Below are 17191 nucleotides of genomic sequence, written 5' to 3'. Positions count from 1 at the left end.
TTATTAGTTGGGGAGCCGTTTGCAGGAGCAAGTCTCCGAGGCGCTAGAACCCATTTTTGAGGTATTTTCCTAATGGCTAAGAAAGTCACAGCTTATATCAAGCTGCAGGTTGCTGCTGGTGCAGCCAACCCGTCTCCTCCCGTTGGTCCTGCACTGGGTCAACACGGTGTTAACATCATGGAATTCTGTAAGGCGTTCAACGCTCGTACAGAGAAGCTGGAAAAAGGTTCACCGACTCCGGTCGTGATCACCGTTTACAGCGACCGTTCCTTCACCTTCGAAACCAAGACTCCGCCTGCTTCCTTCCTGCTGAAGAAAGCTGCTGGCATCAAGTCTGGTTCTTCCAAGCCGAACAAAGACAAGGTTGGTAAGGTGACCGTTGCTCAGCTGCAAGAAATCGCCAAGACCAAAGAGCCGGATATGACTGGTGCCGATCTGGATGCAAAAGTACGTTGCATCGCAGGCTCCGCCCGTTCCATGGGTCTGGTAGTGGAGGATTAAGACAATGGCTAAACTTTCCAAGCGTATGCGCGTTATTCGCGAAAAAGTTGACGGTACCAAAGAGTACTCCATCAACGAAGCCATTGCCCTGCTGAAAGAACTGGCTACCGCCAAGTTCGTTGAAAGCGTTGACGTTGCTGTCAACCTGGGTATCGACGCTCGTAAATCTGACCAGAACGTACGTGGTGCTACTGTACTGCCGCACGGTACCGGTCGTGATGTACGCGTTGCCGTATTTACTCAAGGTGCCAACGCCGAAGCAGCAAAAGCTGCCGGTGCTGACCTGGTAGGTATGGATGACCTGGCCGATCTGGTTAAGAAAGGCGAGATGAACTTCGACGTAGTTATCGCATCCCCGGATGCCATGCGCGTTGTTGGTCAACTGGGTCAAATCCTGGGCCCGCGCGGCCTGATGCCGAACCCGAAAGTTGGTACTGTAACTCCTAACGTTGCCGAAGCTGTCAAGAACGCCAAGGCTGGTCAGGTTCGTTACCGTAACGACAAGAATGGTATCATCCATACCACTCTGGGTAAGGTTTCTTTCAACGAAGTTCAGCTGAAAGAAAACTTGGAAGCTCTGCTGGTTGCCCTGAAAAAAGGCAAGCCCTCTTCCGCCAAAGGTCAATTCATCAAGAAAGTCAGCATCTCCACCACCATGGGTGCCGGTGTTGCCGTAGACCAAGCTTCTCTGGAAGCTCAGGCCTAATTGATGGGTTTTACAAGGCGCAAAATTTAATCTATAATTTTACGCCTTGATTGGTTGGGGGTTTCGACCTCCGTCCAAGACCGCAGGAGGCTGCAAAGCCTTAATGTTTCCTGCGTAGACGGTGCCGGAAACCCAGCGAGAAAGATTCTTTCTCTTCTGGAATCCTGCTACCGCATCGTTCCCCTCTGTTGTAAAGGTAGGGGGGATGTGTCAGTACTGGGTCAATAGACCCGGATTCAATCCAGGAGTTAAGCCAATGGCATTGGGACTCGAAGACAAAAAGGCAATTGTTGCTGAAGTCAACGAAGCTGCCAAAGGCGCTCTTTCTGCAGTTGTTGCCGATTCTCGCGGTGTAACTGTAGACAAGATGACCGTCCTGCGTAAAACCGCTCGTGAAGCCGGTGTGTACATGCGCGTTGTGCGTAACACCCTGCTGCGTCGTGCGGTAGAAGGTACCGAATACGAGTGCCTGAACGACGCATTTACCGGTCCTACCTTGATTGCTTTCTCTAACGAACACCCGGGCGCTGCTGCTCGTCTGTTCAAAGAGTTTGCCAAAGCGAACCAAAAGTTCGAAATCAAGGCTGGCGCTTTTAACGGTGAGTTTATCGCCGCAGCACAAATTGATCGTCTGGCCACGCTGCCGACTTACGAAGAAGCAATTGCGAAGTTGATGGCGACTATGAAAGAAGCCTCTGCTGGCAAGCTGGTTCGTACTATCGCTGCTGTTCGCGACCAGAAACAAGCTGCTGCTTGATTCTCGCCTATTTAGGCTGTTTGAGTTTATTCAACATCAGGAATTTTTGTCATGTCTATCACTAAAGACCAAATCATCGAAGCCGTTGCTTCCATGTCCGTAATGGAAGTTGTTGAGCTGATCGAAGCTATGGAAGAGAAGTTCGGTGTTTCTGCCGCTGCTGCCGTAATGGCTGGCCCGGCTGCTGCTGAAGCAGTAGAAGAGAAGACCGAGTTCGACGTAGTTCTGACTGCTGCTGGCGCCAACAAAGTTGCCGTTATCAAAGCCGTTCGTGGCGCTACCGGTCTGGGCCTGAAAGAAGCCAAAGATCTGGTAGAAGCTGCTCCGGCTAACCTGAAGGAAGGCGTGTCCAAGGACGAAGCTGAAGCTCTGAAGAAAGAGCTGGAAGCTGCCGGTGCTTCTGTTGAGATCAAATAATCTGCATTTATGTAGATTAGCCTGATAAAACAGGCTAGGGCTGGTGAATTTTTGTTCACCAGCCTTTTTGCGCTGTAGACTGAGAGCATTTCACACCGTTTACGACTCTCGGTGCACCAGCAATCCGGACTGTCTTCTTTCGTCCGGGCCAACACAAAACGGTGTTGAGACAGAGCTGTCCCGCGGGACAGAGTGGGTCACTTATCAGCGAGCTGAGGAACCCTATGGTTTACTCTTATACCGAAAAAAAACGCATTCGTAAGGACTTCGGTAAGCGAGACCAGGTACTGGACACGCCTTATCTGTTGTCCATTCAGCTGGACTCCTTCAAGCAGTTCATCGAGGCTGACCCGGAAGGTGAATATGGCCTAGAGGCCGCTTTCCGTAGCGTTTTCCCGATCACCAGTTACTCCGGTAGTGCTGAGCTTCAGTATGTCAGCTATCGCCTGGGTGAGCCGGTATTTGACGTAAAAGAATGCCAGATCCGTGGAGTGACCTACTCCGCGCCGCTGCGTGTCAAGCTTCGTATGGTTCTGTACGACCGTGAAGCAGCTGCCGGCACCGTCAAAGACATCAAGGAACAAGAAGTATACATGGGCGAAATTCCGCTCATGACCGAGAACGGCACCTTTGTTATCAATGGTACCGAGCGGGTTATCGTCTCCCAGCTGCACCGCAGCCCGGGCGTCTTCTTCGACCACGATAAAGGCAAAACTCATTCATCCGGTAAGGTACTGTATAACGCTCGCGTTATCCCCTACCGTGGCTCCTGGCTGGACTTCGAGTTCGATGCGAAAGACAACCTGTTTGTCCGTATCGACCGTCGTCGCAAACTGCCAGCATCCATTATTCTGCGCGCCCTGGACTTCACTTCCGAACAAATCCTGGCCACCTTCTTCGAGACCATCGGTTTTGAAGTAAAAGATGGCAAGTTGATGATGGATCTGGTGCCGGAGCGTCTGCGTGGTGAAACTGCGACCTTTGACATCGTGGCCAATGGCGCCGTGGTGGTTGAGACCGGTCGTCGTGTGACTGCGCGTCACATCCGTCAGTTGGAAAAAGACGCCGTTACCCAGATTGAGGTACCGGTTGAGTATGTTGTTGGCAAAGTTGCTGCCAAGGACTACGCACATCCGCAAACTGGCGAGATGGTCGTGACCGCCAACCAGGCGCTGAGCCTGGAAGCGATCGCCAACCTGTCCCAAGCCGGCTTCAAGCATTTCGAGGTTCTGTTCACCAACGAACTGGATCACGGTGCCTACATGTCCGAGACCCTGCGTGTCGACTCCAGCTCCAACCGTTTGGAAGCGCTGGTCGAGATCTATCGCATGATGCGTCCGGGCGAGCCGCCTACTCGCGAAGCTGCAGAACAGCTGTTCGAAAACCTGTTCTTCTCCGCCGAGCGTTACGACCTGTCTACCGTAGGTCGGATGAAGTTCAACCGCCGTCTGGGTCGTGAAGACGAGACTGGCGCTGGTGTACTGACCAAAGACGACATCGTCGATGTGATGAAGCGCCTGATCGACATCCGTAACGGTAACGACGAAGTGGATGATATCGACCACTTGGGTAACCGTCGTATCCGTTCTGTCGGTGAAATGGCTGAAAACCAGTTCCGCGTCGGTCTGGTGCGTGTCGAGCGTGCGGTCAAGGAGCGTCTCTCCCTGGGCGACCTGGACACCCTGATGCCGCAGGATCTGATCAATGCCAAGCCGATCTCCGCCGCAGTCAAAGAGTTCTTTGGTTCCAGCCAGCTGTCCCAGTTTATGGACCAGAACAACCCTCTCTCCGAAGTGACCCACAAGCGTCGTATTTCCGCGCTGGGCCCGGGCGGTTTGACTCGTGAGCGTGCCGGCTTTGAAGTCCGAGACGTACACCCGACCCACTACGGTCGTCTGTGCCCTATCGAGACTCCTGAAGGTCCGAACATCGGTCTGATCAACTCTCTGTCCGTGTACTCTCGTACCAACGAGTACGGTTTCCTCGAGACCCCGTACCGCAAGGTCATTGACGGTGTGATCACCGACGAAGTGGACTACCTGTCTGCTATTGAAGAAGGCAAGTACGTGATCGCACAGGCTAACGCCGCGACCACCGAAGATGGCCGTCTGAAAGATGAATTGATCCCGTGCCGTCACAAAGGTGAATCCACCTTTATGAACGCCGACCAGATCCAGTATATGGACGTGAGCCCGCAGCAGATCGTATCTGTGGCTGCGGCTCTGATCCCGTTCCTGGAACACGATGACGCGAACCGCGCATTGATGGGTTCAAACATGCAACGTCAGGCTGTACCGACTCTGCGTGCTGACAAGCCGCTGGTAGGTACCGGTATGGAACGCGCTGTGGCCGTTGACTCCGGTGTAACCGTAGTGGCCAAGCGTGGTGGCGTAATCGACTATGTCGATGCCTCCCGTATCGTCCTGAAGGTCAATGAAGATGAGCTGATGCCAGGCGAAGCCGGTATCGACATCTACAACCTGACCAAATACACCCGTTCCAACCAGAACACCTGTATCAACCAGCGTCCTTGCGTGATGTTGGGTGAGCCGGTCATGGCTGGCGACGTACTGGCTGACGGCCCGTCCACCGACCTGGGTGAACTGGCGCTGGGTCAGAACATGCGCGTCGCGTTCATGCCGTGGAACGGTTACAACTTCGAAGACTCGATCCTGGTGAACGAGCGTGTTGTTCAGGAAGATCGCCTGACCACCATCCATATCCAGGAACTGGCCTGTATCTCCCGTGACACCAAGCTGGGTCCGGAAGAGATCACTGCTGACATCCCGAACGTGGGTGAAGCCGCTCTGTCCAAGCTGGACGAGTCCGGTATCGTCTACGTGGGTGCTGAAGTGAAGGGCGGCGACATTCTGGTCGGTAAGGTAACCCCGAAAGGTGAAACCCAGCTGACGCCGGAAGAGAAGCTGCTGCGCGCCATCTTCGGTGAGAAGGCGTCCGATGTGAAGGACTCCTCCCTGCGTGTACCGAACGGTGTGTACGGTACCGTGGTTGACGTGCAAGTCTTTACCCGCGATGGCGTGGAAAAAGACAAGCGCGCCAAAGAAATCGAAGAGATGCAGCTGAAGGAAGCGAAGAAGGACTTGACCGAAGAGTTCAAGATCCTGGAAGACGGCATTTTCGGCCGCTCCCGCAACCTGCTGCTGGCCGCCGGTTACAGCGAAGATCGTCTGAACAAGCTCGATCGCTCCAAGTGGTTTGAACTGGCCATCGAAGACGAAGGCAAGCAGACCGAACTGGAACAGATCGCTGAACAGCACGTTGAGCTGAAAGCCGAGTTCGACAAGAAATTCGAGAACAAGCGTCGCAAGATTATCCAGGGTGATGATCTGGCACCGGGCGTACTGAAAATCGTCAAGGTTTATCTGGCAGTCAAGCGTCGCATCCAGCCGGGTGACAAGATGGCGGGCCGTCACGGTAACAAGGGTGTTATCTCCAAGATCTGTCCGGTCGAGGATATGCCTCATGACGAGTTCGGCCGTCCGGTCGACATCGTACTGAACCCGTTGGGCGTACCATCCCGTATGAACATCGGTCAGATCCTCGAAGTGCACCTGGGCCTTGCGGCCAAAGGTATCGGCGAGAAGATCGATCGCATGGTCAAAGAGCAGCGCGAGCTGCACGAGATGCGCAACTTCCTGCAACAGGTCTATGACCTGGGCGAGAAGGACACCCAGCAAGTGAACATCGCCGAACTGTCTGACGACGACGTACGTACCCTGGTGGGTAACCTGCGTAAGGGTCTGCCGGTTGCTACTCCAGTGTTTGATGGTGCCAAAGAGCGCGAAATCAAAGCCCTGCTGAAGCTGGCCGATCTGCCGGAATCCGGTCAGATTGATCTGTTCGATGGCCGTACCGGTAACCGCTTCGAGCGTAAAGTAACCGTTGGTTACATGTACATGCTCAAGCTGAACCACTTGGTCGACGACAAGATGCACGCGCGTTCTACCGGTTCTTACAGCCTGGTTACCCAGCAGCCGCTGGGTGGTAAGGCTCAGTTCGGTGGTCAGCGTTTCGGTGAGATGGAAGTGTGGGCCCTGGAGGCTTACGGTGCGGCATATACCCTGCAGGAAATGCTGACCGTCAAGTCTGACGATGTGAATGGCCGTACCAAGATGTATAAGAACATCGTGGATGGCGACCACCGTATGGAGCCGGGCATGCCCGAATCCTTCAACGTATTGCTGAAGGAAATCCGCTCTCTGGGTATCAACATCGAGCTGGACGAAGAGTAAGAGCTCGCTCTTATTGTTCGAGAATTGACGTGGGCGCCCCGCTGTTTTGGCAGCCGGGGCGCCGAGGTTAGACTCCTGACAGGGGAAACACGTGAAAGACTTACTCAAGTTTTTGAAGGCTCAGACCAAGACCGAAGAGTTTGACAGTATCAAGATCGGTCTGGCCTCTCCTGACATGATCCGCTCCTGGTCATTCGGTGAGGTCAAAAAGCCTGAGACCATCAACTACCGGACTTTCAAGCCGGAGCGTGATGGTCTGTTCTGCGCCCGTATCTTCGGACCGGTGAAGGACTACGAGTGTCTGTGCGGCAAGTACAAGCGCCTGAAACACCGTGGTGTGATCTGTGAGAAGTGCGGCGTTGAAGTGACCCAGACCAAGGTCCGTCGTGAGCGTATGGGCCACATCGAGCTGGCCAGCCCGACTGCCCACATCTGGTTCCTGAAGTCCCTGCCGTCCCGTATCGGTCTGCTGCTGGACATGACCCTGCGCGACATCGAGCGTGTGCTCTACTTCGAATCTTTCGTCGTAATCGAGCCGGGCATGACCAACCTCGAACGCAGCCAGATGCTCTCTGAAGAGCAGTACCTGGATGCGCTGGAAGAGTGGGGCGACGAATTTGACGCCAAGATGGGTGCCGAAGCAATCCTGGCATTGCTGCGCGCTATCGATCTGGAAGGTGAAGTCAAAACCATGCGTGAGGAGCTGGATCAAACCAACTCCGAGACCAAGCGCAAGAAGACCACCAAGCGTCTGAAGCTGATGGAAGCTTTCCTGCAGTCCGGCAACAAGCCGGAGTGGATGATCATGACAGTGCTGCCTGTGCTGCCGCCGGACCTGCGTCCGCTGGTACCGCTGGACGGCGGCCGTTTCGCGACTTCCGATCTGAACGATCTGTACCGTCGCGTGATCAACCGTAACAACCGCTTGAAGCGTCTGCTGGATCTGGCTGCTCCGGACATCATCGTGCGCAACGAAAAGCGTATGCTGCAAGAGTCCGTCGATGCGCTGCTGGATAACGGCCGTCGCGGTCGTGCCATCACCGGTTCCAACAAGCGCCCGCTGAAATCCCTGGCCGACATGATCAAGGGTAAACAGGGTCGTTTCCGTCAGAACTTGCTCGGTAAGCGTGTCGACTACTCCGGTCGTTCCGTTATCACCGTAGGCCCGACTCTGCGTCTGCATCAGTGCGGTCTGCCGAAGAAGATGGCGCTGGAACTGTTCAAGCCGTTCATCTATGGCAAGCTGGAAACCCGCGGTCTGGCGACCACTATCAAGGCCGCCAAGAAGATGGTGGAGCGCGAGGAAGCTGTCGTTTGGGATATCCTGGACGAAGTGATCCGCGAACACCCGGTTCTGCTGAACCGTGCACCGACTCTGCACCGTCTGGGTATCCAGGCATTCGAACCGACTCTGGTCGAAGGCAAGGCAATCCAGCTGCACCCGCTGGTTTGTGCTGCGTATAACGCGGACTTCGATGGTGACCAGATGGCGGTCCACGTACCGCTGACCCTGGAAGCCCAGCTGGAAGCGCGTGCGCTGATGATGTCTACCAACAACATCCTGTCGCCTGCCTCCGGTGAGCCGATCATCGTTCCTTCTCAGGACGTGGTCTTGGGTCTGTACTACATGACCCGTGCCCGTATCAACGCCAAAGGCGAAGGTATGGTGCTGGCCGGCCCGAAAGAAGCCGAGAAAGTATATCGCGCCGGTCTGGCCGATCTGCATGCTCGTGTGAAAGTACGCATTACCGAATACCTGCGTCAGGAAGACGGTTCTCTGCGTGAACACACCGAGATGAAGAACACCACCGTTGGTCGTGCGATCCTGAGCCTGATCCTGCCGAAAGGCATGGAATACGCCCTGATCGATGAGCCGAAGGTGCTGACTGCTGCAGAACAGGCTGATCTGGATGCCAATCCGCAGAACTGGATCAAGTGCGTATCCAACAAGGCGCTGGGCAAAAAGCTCATCTCCCGTCTGCTGAACACCTGCTATCGCAAGCAGGGCCTGAAGGACACCGTTATCTTCGCTGACCAGCTGATGTATACCGGTTTCCACTACGCGGCCCTGTCCGGTGCTTCCGTTGGTATCGATGACATGGTCATCCCGGATGCCAAGAAAGACATCATTGCAGCAGCCGAAGCCGAAGTTGCCGAGATCCAGGACCAGTTCCTGTCTGGTCTGGTAACTGCGGGCGAGCGTTACAACAAGGTTATCGATATCTGGGCCAGCGCCAACGAGCGCGTCTCCAAGGCCATGATGGAGAACTTGTCCAAAGAGCGTAACGTTAACTCGCTGGGTGAAGAAGAAGAGCAGGCCTCGTTCAACAGCATCTTTATGATGGCCGACTCTGGTGCGCGTGGTTCCGCCGCCCAGATCCGTCAGCTGGCCGGTATGCGTGGCCTGATGGCCAAGCCGGATGGCTCCATCATCGAGACCCCGATCATCGCGAACTTCCGCGAAGGTCTGAACGTACTGCAGTACTTTATCTCTACTCACGGTGCTCGTAAGGGTCTGGCGGATACCGCACTGAAGACTGCGAACTCCGGTTACCTGACTCGTCGTCTGGTAGACGTGGCGCAAGACATGGTGATCACCGAGGACGATTGCGGCACTACTGACGGTCTGTGGATGACTCCGCTGATCGAGGGTGGCGACGTGGTCGAGCCGCTGCGTGAGCGCGTGCTGGGTCGTGTGGTGGCAGAAGATGTCATCAAGCCGGGTACCGAGGACGAGATCCTGGTTGCTCGCAACACCCTGCTCGACGAGCAGCTGTGTGACCTGCTGGAGCGTAACTCCGTTGACCGTGTGAAAGTGCGTTCTGCCATCACCTGTGAAACTGACTTCGGTAACTGTGCTCACTGCTACGGCCGTGATCTGGCCCGTGGTCACCTGGTTAACAAGGGTGAGGCTGTCGGTGTTATCGCCGCCCAGTCCATCGGTGAACCGGGTACCCAGCTGACGATGCGTACTTTCCACATCGGTGGTGCTGCATCTCGTGCCGCTGCTGAAAGCAGCATCCAGGTCAAGAACACAGGTACCATCAAGCTGCAGAACGCCAAGTTCGTTCACAACAGCGATGACAAACTGGTTATCACCTCACGTTCTACCGAACTGACCATCATGGACGACATGGGCCGTACCAAGGAAAGCCACAAGCTGCCTTACGGTTCCGTGCTGGAAGTGAAGGACGGCCAGGCCGTGAGTGCTGGCGAGACCGTTGCCAACTGGGATCCGCACACCCACCCGATCATCACCGAAGTGGCAGGTCGCCTGCAGTTCGAACACATGATCGATGGCGTGACCATCACTCGTCAGACCGACGAGCTGACCGGTCTCTCTTCTATCGTTGTTCTGGACGTCAACGAGCGTCCGAGCGCCGGTAAAGAGATGCGTCCGACCGTTAAACTGGTCGACCTGAACGGCAAAGACGTGATGATCCCGGGTACCGATGTAGCCGCCCAGTACTTCCTGCCGGGCAAGGCGATCGTGAACCTGGAAGATGGTGCCAACGTGGGCGTGGGTGACGCGGTAGCGCGTATCCCGCAAGAGTCCGGCGGTACCAAGGACATCACCGGTGGTCTGCCGCGCGTTGCGGATCTGTTCGAAGCACGTCAACCGAAGGAACCGGCAATTCTGGCCGAGATCTCCGGTACCATCTCCTTCGGGAAAGAGACCAAGGGCAAACGCCGTCTGGTCATCACCCCGACCGATGGTGGCAACGTCTACGAAGAGATGATTCCGAAGTGGCGTAACCTGAACGTGTTCGAAGGTGAAAAAGTTGAGAAGGGTGAAGTGCTGGCGGACGGTCCTGAGTCTGCTCACGACATCCTGCGTCTGCGCGGTATCAGCCCGGTCGCCAACTACATCGCCAACGAAGTGCAGGACGTTTACCGTCTGCAAGGCGTTAAGATCAACGACAAGCACATCGAAGTCATCGTTCGTCAGATGCTGCGCAAGTGCGAGATCCTGAGCGCTGGCGATACCGATCTGATCGAAGGCGAACAGGTTGAAGTGGCTCGTGTGAAGATTGCCAACCGTAAGCTGGTTGCCGAGGGCAAGACCCCTGCGACCTACCGTCATGTACTGATGGGTATTACCAAGGCATCTCTGAGCACCGAGTCCTTCATCTCCGCGGCTTCCTTCCAGGAAACCACTCGCGTTCTGACCGAAGCCGCCGTAGGTGGCAAGCGTGATGAACTGCGTGGTCTGAAAGAGAACGTCATCGTGGGTCGTCTGATCCCGGCTGGTACCGGCTTTGCCTACCACCATAGCCGGATCAACCAGCGTGCTGCCGCAGCTCGTGCTGTTGGTACCCCGCAGGTGACCGCTGATGAAGCGGAGCAGAACCTGGCGGATCTGCTGAACGCAGCCGGTAGCTTCGACGAAGAGTAACTCGTCATCCGTGATTGAAAAGGGCTCCTTCAAGGAGCCCTTTTTGTTGGCCAATTCCTCGGCAAAGGTAGACGCAGCGCGGGTTTCAGGATGATCCAGAGCAAAGTTGTAGAGTAAAAAATCAAAAAAAGTTGACTTTACTCCCCTGCAATTTAAAACTCGGGAAAGTTGAATGGTTATTACAGGGGTAGAACATGACTGTCGGTATCGAGGAAGCCATGCTTCCCGAAGAACAGCTGATCAGCCGCACTTTTACAGATGAAGACAGGGAATTGTTGCGCTCATACGATGGGCTCATCGATGGCTTGGCCGAGCTGTTCGGTAAGCATTGTGAAGTAGTACTCCACTCCCTGGAAAATCTGCACGAGTCGGTGATCAAGATCGCCAACGGCTTCAATACCGGACGCACCCTCGGGGCGCCCATCACCGATCTCGCCCTGCGCATGCTCAAGGACATCGAGAGCACTGGCCAGGATTACACCCAGAGCTATTTCGCTCGCAGCCGTACCGGCGCGCTGATGAAGTCGAGCACCATCGCCATTCGCAACAGCGAGCGGCAAGTAGTGGGGCTTATTTGCATCAACCTGCACATCAATGCGCCTTTCCACGAGTTCGTGGCCGAATTTTTCCCGACGCCCCAGCAGGCGGCGCGTCAGTCACCAGAGACCTTCGCCAATAGCGTGGAAGAGCTGGTTGCACAGACGGTGGATAACACCATCGACGAGATCAACCGCGATCCCACCGTGGCCAACAATGCCAAGAACCGCTTCATCGTGACCCAGCTGTTCGAGAAGGGCATTTTCGACATCAAGGATTCGATCAATCTGGTGGCGGACAAACTCAATATTTCAAAACATACCGTTTATCTTTACATCCGACAGCGCAAGCAGGGTGAAGACGAGAACGAGTAACTCATTCCAGAAGGGGATAGATGAATGGCTAAAGAAGTGATTGCAACCGACAAGGCGCCTGCCGCGATTGGTCCGTATGTTCAGGCTACCAAGGTTGGCGAGATGATCTTCACCTCCGGGCAGATCCCGCTCGATCCTGCCACCATGGAGATCGTTGCTGGCGGCATCGAAGAGCAGGCAGAACGGGTGATGAAGAATCTGGTTGCCGTGTTGCACGCTGCGGGTGCCGATGCCAGCAAAGTGGTCAAAACCACCTGCTTCCTGAGCGACATGAACAACTTCGTTGCCTTCAATCAGGTCTATGCCCGCTACTTTGGCGACGCGGCGCCAGCCCGCTCCTGCGTGGAGGTGGCCCGTCTGCCGAAAGATGTGCTGGTCGAGGTCGAGGCGATTGCCCATCTCTGATCAACAGATCGAATCAAGCCCCTCCTGGCAGGGGCTTTTTTGTTTTTGGCGTAAAATGGACCGGGTCAGCACAGGAGTCCTGCTATGAGTCTGAGTTTTGCCATCCTGGTCACGGGGCCTGCCTATGGCACCCAATCGGCCAGCACAGCCTATCGTTTTGCCCGCAACCTGTTGGCACAGGGGCATACCTTGTCCCACCTGTTCTTCTATCAGGATGGGGTCTGCAACGGCAACGGTTTGCATCTGCCTGCATCCGATGAGACGGACCTGGTGCGTCTGTGGCGAGAGCTGGCAGAAGAGCAGGGGATCCGTATCGACGTCTGTGTCGCCGCCGCCATGCGGCGCGGTGTGCTCGATGAGCAGGAGGCCAAGGGGGCAGGGCAGGTGCACTTCAATCTGCAAGCGCCATTTTGCCTGAGCGGTCTGGGCCAGTTGGCCGAGGCTGCGCTCACCGCCGATCGACTGGTTCAGTTCTAGGGGGAGTCATGAGCAAGAAAATCGCCTTTATATGCAGTCGTGGCCCCCATGGCCATGCCGCCGGCCGGGAAGGACTGGATGCCCTGCTGGCCACCTCGGCCATGACCGATGAACTGGCCCTCTTCCTGATTGGGGACGGCGTGCTGCAACTGCTCAAGGAGCAGCAGCCTGCCGCCATTTTGCAGCGCCACTACGCGCCCACCTTCAAAATGCTGGAACTCTACGACATCGAAGAGGTCTATGTTTGTGCTGACTCGCTGGCAGAGCGTGGCGTGACAGTGGATGATCTGCTGATCCCCGTCGAGAGTCTGCCGCGCCAGGAACTGGCTCGGCGCTGGGCACAGTGTTCGACTCACATCAGCTTTTGAGGTCTCCATGTTGCATCTGATATTGAACTCTCCCTTTCAGAGTCAGGCTCTGGCAGAGGCGCTCTCATACCTTCAGCCCGAGGATGAGCTGGTACTGATGCAGGATGCCGTGATTGCGGCATCGGCTCCCCAGTGGAGCGCGCGGCTGGCGGGTATCCCGCTTTATGTGATGCAGGAAGATCTGCAAGCTCGCGGTTTGCAGCATCGGGTGGGTAATGTGCTCGATATGGCGGGTCTGGTGGCACTGATTGCGCAAAAAGGTTCCCCGCGCACCTGGGGTGGCTGAGAAGCACATTTTCAAGATAATTCAATGTGATGTCGTGAAACCAAACGGATCCGAATTGCCCTTTTGTGACGCAAATTGTATAAATCTTGACTCCCCAGACAACAGGGCATAAAATTTCGCGTCCCCGTATCTGCGGGGAGGATTTTCCACACGTTTATGAAGTCATTATCAGGAGCCTTTTGATGGCAACTATTAACCAGTTGGTTCGCAAGCCACGCATCAAGCTCGTTGTGAAAAGCAACGTGCCGGCGCTGGAAGCGTGCCCTCAGAAGCGTGGCGTATGCACTCGTGTATATACCACCACCCCGAAGAAGCCTAACTCTGCACTGCGTAAAGTGTGCCGTGTACGTCTGACCAACGGCTTCGAAGTCACCTCCTACATCGGCGGTGAAGGTCACAACCTGCAAGAGCACTCTGTTGTTCTGATCCGTGGCGGTCGTGTAAAAGACTTGCCAGGTGTTCGTTATCACACCGTTCGTGGTGCGTTGGACTGTGCCGGTGTTAAAGACCGTAAGCAGGCTCGCTCCAAGTATGGCGTGAAGCGTCCTAAAGCTTAATGGTTCTCCGTTAAGTAAGGCCAAACGTTAATTCGTTTCTAGTTAGATAGCTTTCTAGTTTTGGGTAATCCCTGAAGTTACGGAGAATTTGAAATGCCAAGACGTCGTGTTGTTGGTCAGCGTAAAATCCTGCCAGATCCCAAGTTCGGATCAGAGCTGCTGGCTAAATTTGTCAACGTAGTAATGGTTGACGGTAAGAAATCTGTTGCAGAAGCCATTGTTTATGGCGCCCTGGACATCATTGCCACCAAATCTGGCAAAGAGCACCTGGCCGTATTCGAAGAAGCTCTGGATAACATTCGTCCGGCGGTCGAGGTTAAATCTCGTCGCGTCGGTGGTGCAACCTATCAGGTGCCGGTAGAAGTTCGTCCGGTACGTCGCAATGCCCTGGCAATGCGCTGGTTGGTTGATGCCGCTCGTAAACGTGGTGAAAAATCAATGGCTCAGCGTCTGGCTGGCGAGCTGCTGGATGCCGCTGACAATAAGGGTTCGTCTGTCAAGAAACGTGAAGACGTTCACCGTATGGCTGAAGCGAACAAAGCCTTCGCTCACTTCCGCTGGTAATCCGCTTGCGCAGGGTCTTTTGACTCTGCGCACCTTTAATTATCTAGGGACAAGCGCCTTAGTAAGAGGATGACAATGGCTCGTACAACCCCCATTGAGCGTTATCGTAACATCGGTATCTCCGCTCACATTGACGCCGGTAAGACTACTACTACCGAGCGCGTACTGTTTTACACCGGTGTAAGTCACAAGATCGGTGAAGTTCACGATGGCGCTGCCACCATGGACTGGATGGAACAGGAACAAGAGCGTGGTATCACCATCACCTCCGCCGCGACCACCGCTTTCTGGTCCGGTATGGGTAAACAGTTCCAACCGCACCGTATCAACATCATCGATACCCCTGGCCACGTTGACTTTACTATCGAAGTAGAGCGTTCAATGCGTGTTCTGGACGGTGCCGTGATGGTGTACTGTGCCGTAGGTGGCGTACAGCCACAGTCTGAAACCGTATGGCGTCAGGCTAACAAGTACAAGGTTCCCCGTATTGCGTTCGTCAACAAGATGGACCGTACCGGCGCCAACTTCCTGCGTTGCGTTGAGCACATCAAGACCCGTCTGAAAGGTACTCCGGTTCCCCTTCAGCTGAACATCGGCTCTGAAGAAAACTTCAAGGGCGTTGTTGACCTGGTCAAGATGAAAGCCATCAACTGGAATGAAGCTGATCAGGGCGTATCCTTCGATTACGAAGACGTCCCGGCCGAGTTGCTGGAACAGGCGCAAGAAATGCGCATGAATCTGGTTGAAGCCGCTGCAGAAGCGTCTGAAGACCTGATGGAAAAATACTTGGGCGGCGAAGAGCTGACCGAGGAAGAGATCAAAGGTGCTCTGCGTCAGCGCGTGCTGAACAACGAAATCATCCTGGTAACCTGTGGCTCCGCGTTCAAGAACAAGGGCGTACAGGCAATGCTGGATGCCGTGATCGAGTACCTGCCGGCTCCGACCGACGTTGCTGCTATCGACGGCCTGAAAATGGACGGCGAGACCAAAGACGAGCGTCACGCTTCTGATGACGAGCCGTTCTCTGCTCTGGCGTTCAAGATCGCTACCGACCCGTTTGTTGGTAACCTGACCTTCTTCCGTGTCTACTCTGGCGTGATCAACTCCGGTGACACCGTGCTGAACTCCGTCAAGGACAAGCGCGAGCGTTTTGGCCGTATCGTTCAGATGCATGCCAACAAGCGTGAAGAGATCAAAGAAGTACGCGCTGGTGACATCGCTGCTGCCATCGGTCTGAAAGACGTGACCACTGGTGACACCCTGTGTGACCCGAACGCACCGATCATCCTCGAGCGTATGGAATTCCCGGAGCCGGTAATTTCTATCGCGGTTGAGCCGAAAACCAAGGCTGACCAGGAGAAGATGGGGCTGGCTCTGGGCCGTCTGGCTCAGGAAGATCCGTCCTTCCGCGTATGGACTGACGAAGAGTCAGGTCAAACCATCATCGCTGGTATGGGTGAGCTGCACCTGGACATCATCGTTGACCGTATGCGTCGCGAGTTCAAGGTTGAAGCCAACGTAGGTAAGCCGCAGGTTGCCTACCGTGAAACCATCCGTACCACCGTTAAAGACATCGAAGGCAAGCATGCCAAGCAGTCTGGTGGTCGCGGTCAGTACGGTCATGTTGTTATCGACATGTACCCGCTGGAAGAAGGCAAAGCCTACGAATTCGTCAACGACATCAAAGGTGGTGTCATTCCTGGTGAATTCATCCCGGGTGTTGATAAAGGTATCCGTGAGCAGCTCAAATCTGGTCCGCTGGCTGGTTACCCGGTTATGGATCTGGGTGTGCGTCTGCACTTCGGTTCTTACCACGATGTCGACTCTTCCGAACTGGCGTTCAAAATCGCTGCTTCCATGGCCTTTAAGGCTGGCTTCATGAAAGCCAACCCGGTTCTGCTCGAACCGATCATGAAAGTAGAAGTTGAAACTCCGGAAGATTACATGGGCGACGTTATCGGTGACCTGAACCGTCGTCGTGGCCTGATCGAAGGTATGGAAGATGGCCCGTCCGGCAAGATCGTACGTGCTCTGGTGCCGCTGGCCGAAATGTTCGGTTATGCAACTGCACTGCGTTCCGCTACCCAGGGTCGTGCTTCCTACGCCATGGAATTCGCCAAGTATCACGATGCACCGACCAACGTTGCACAAGCTGTGATCGAAGAGCGCAAATCCAAGTAATTTAAGATTCCCCGCCTACGACGGTAGGCGGGTTTAACCTAGAAGGACTACGTCGTGTCTAAAGAAAAATTTGAGCGTAATAAACCGCACGTAAACGTCGGCACCATCGGCCACGTTGACCACGGTAAAACCACCCTGACTGCAGCTATCACCAACGTGCTGGCCAAGCACTTCGGTGGTAAAGCTTTCGCCTTCGACCAGATCGACAAGGCACCGGAAGAGCGTGAGCGTGGTATCACCATCAACACCTCCCACGTAGAATACGACACCGCTACCCGTCACTACGCCCACGTAGATTGCCCGGGTCACGCCGACTACGTTAAAAACATGATCACCGGTGCTGCCCAGATGGACGGCGCGATCCTGGTAGTAGCAGCGACTGACGGCCCGATGCCGCAGACTCGTGAGCACA

The 17191-nt window shown here is 55.1% G+C and carries 15 protein-coding genes (1 of these 15 cut by a window edge); all 15 read left to right on the top strand.

Annotated features, from left to right (window positions below):
• Window positions 1–72: 72 nt before the first annotated feature.
• Window positions 73–501 (top strand): 50S ribosomal protein L11, encoded by a 429-nt coding sequence (rplK, locus tag ACTG27_RS15025; RefSeq protein WP_005339887.1) that lies wholly within the window; start codon window positions 73–75, stop codon window positions 499–501.
• Window positions 502–505: 4 nt separating this feature from the next.
• Entirely contained in the window at window positions 506–1207 is a 702-nt protein-coding gene (rplA, locus tag ACTG27_RS15020) for a 50S ribosomal protein L1 (RefSeq protein WP_005339888.1), read from the top strand.
• A 256-nt stretch (window positions 1208–1463) separates the two neighbouring features.
• Entirely contained in the window at window positions 1464–1964 is a 501-nt protein-coding gene (gene rplJ, locus ACTG27_RS15015) for a 50S ribosomal protein L10 (RefSeq protein ID WP_005339895.1), read from the top strand.
• 51 nt (window positions 1965–2015) lie between these two features.
• Complete coding sequence (rplL, locus tag ACTG27_RS15010) at window positions 2016–2381, top strand: 50S ribosomal protein L7/L12 (protein ID WP_005306304.1); 366 nt, start codon at window positions 2016–2018, stop codon at window positions 2379–2381.
• A 224-nt stretch (window positions 2382–2605) separates the two neighbouring features.
• Window positions 2606–6634: a DNA-directed RNA polymerase subunit beta gene (gene rpoB / locus ACTG27_RS15005; RefSeq protein ID WP_005339897.1), complete on the top strand. Its 4029-nt coding sequence runs from the start codon at window positions 2606–2608 to the stop codon at window positions 6632–6634.
• Window positions 6635–6725: 91 nt separating this feature from the next.
• Window positions 6726–11030 (top strand): DNA-directed RNA polymerase subunit beta', encoded by a 4305-nt coding sequence (rpoC, locus tag ACTG27_RS15000; RefSeq protein ID WP_005339899.1) that lies wholly within the window; start codon window positions 6726–6728, stop codon window positions 11028–11030.
• Between the two features lie 194 nt (window positions 11031–11224).
• Window positions 11225–11941, top strand: coding sequence for a helix-turn-helix transcriptional regulator (locus tag ACTG27_RS14995; protein WP_005339902.1), 717 nt, complete (start codon window positions 11225–11227; stop codon window positions 11939–11941).
• Between the two features lie 24 nt (window positions 11942–11965).
• Complete coding sequence (locus ACTG27_RS14990; RefSeq protein WP_005339904.1) at window positions 11966–12346, top strand: RidA family protein; 381 nt, start codon at window positions 11966–11968, stop codon at window positions 12344–12346.
• Between the two features lie 84 nt (window positions 12347–12430).
• Complete coding sequence (tusD, locus tag ACTG27_RS14985) at window positions 12431–12823, top strand: sulfurtransferase complex subunit TusD (protein WP_107683271.1); 393 nt, start codon at window positions 12431–12433, stop codon at window positions 12821–12823.
• An 8-nt stretch (window positions 12824–12831) separates the two neighbouring features.
• The gene (gene tusC, locus ACTG27_RS14980) at window positions 12832–13191 is read left to right on the top strand and encodes a sulfurtransferase complex subunit TusC (protein WP_005341830.1); all 360 of its coding nucleotides are present in this window, start codon (window positions 12832–12834) and stop codon (window positions 13189–13191) included.
• A gap of 7 nt (window positions 13192–13198) precedes the next feature.
• The gene (gene tusB / locus ACTG27_RS14975) at window positions 13199–13477 is read left to right on the top strand and encodes a sulfurtransferase complex subunit TusB (RefSeq protein ID WP_005339909.1); all 279 of its coding nucleotides are present in this window, start codon (window positions 13199–13201) and stop codon (window positions 13475–13477) included.
• 182 nt (window positions 13478–13659) lie between these two features.
• Window positions 13660–14034: a 30S ribosomal protein S12 gene (gene rpsL / locus ACTG27_RS14970; protein ID WP_005306278.1), complete on the top strand. Its 375-nt coding sequence runs from the start codon at window positions 13660–13662 to the stop codon at window positions 14032–14034.
• A 93-nt stretch (window positions 14035–14127) separates the two neighbouring features.
• The gene (gene rpsG, locus ACTG27_RS14965; RefSeq protein WP_005339911.1) at window positions 14128–14598 is read left to right on the top strand and encodes a 30S ribosomal protein S7; all 471 of its coding nucleotides are present in this window, start codon (window positions 14128–14130) and stop codon (window positions 14596–14598) included.
• A 75-nt stretch (window positions 14599–14673) separates the two neighbouring features.
• Window positions 14674–16779: an elongation factor G gene (fusA, locus tag ACTG27_RS14960; RefSeq protein ID WP_021229318.1), complete on the top strand. Its 2106-nt coding sequence runs from the start codon at window positions 14674–14676 to the stop codon at window positions 16777–16779.
• A gap of 54 nt (window positions 16780–16833) precedes the next feature.
• Window positions 16834–17191: the 5' end (the start) of an elongation factor Tu gene (gene tuf / locus ACTG27_RS14955; protein ID WP_005339879.1), read on the top strand. It continues 827 nt past the right edge of the window; the window shows 358 of its 1185 coding nt (coding positions 1–358); its start codon is at window positions 16834–16836; its stop codon lies off the right edge, out of view.

The organism is Aeromonas sp. 97A (assembly GCF_051919185.1).
Classification (GTDB): Bacteria; Pseudomonadota; Gammaproteobacteria; order Enterobacterales; family Aeromonadaceae; genus Aeromonas; species Aeromonas veronii.
Note: the sequence above shows the minus strand (reverse complement) of the source record. Positions and strands in the feature narration are given on the sequence as shown.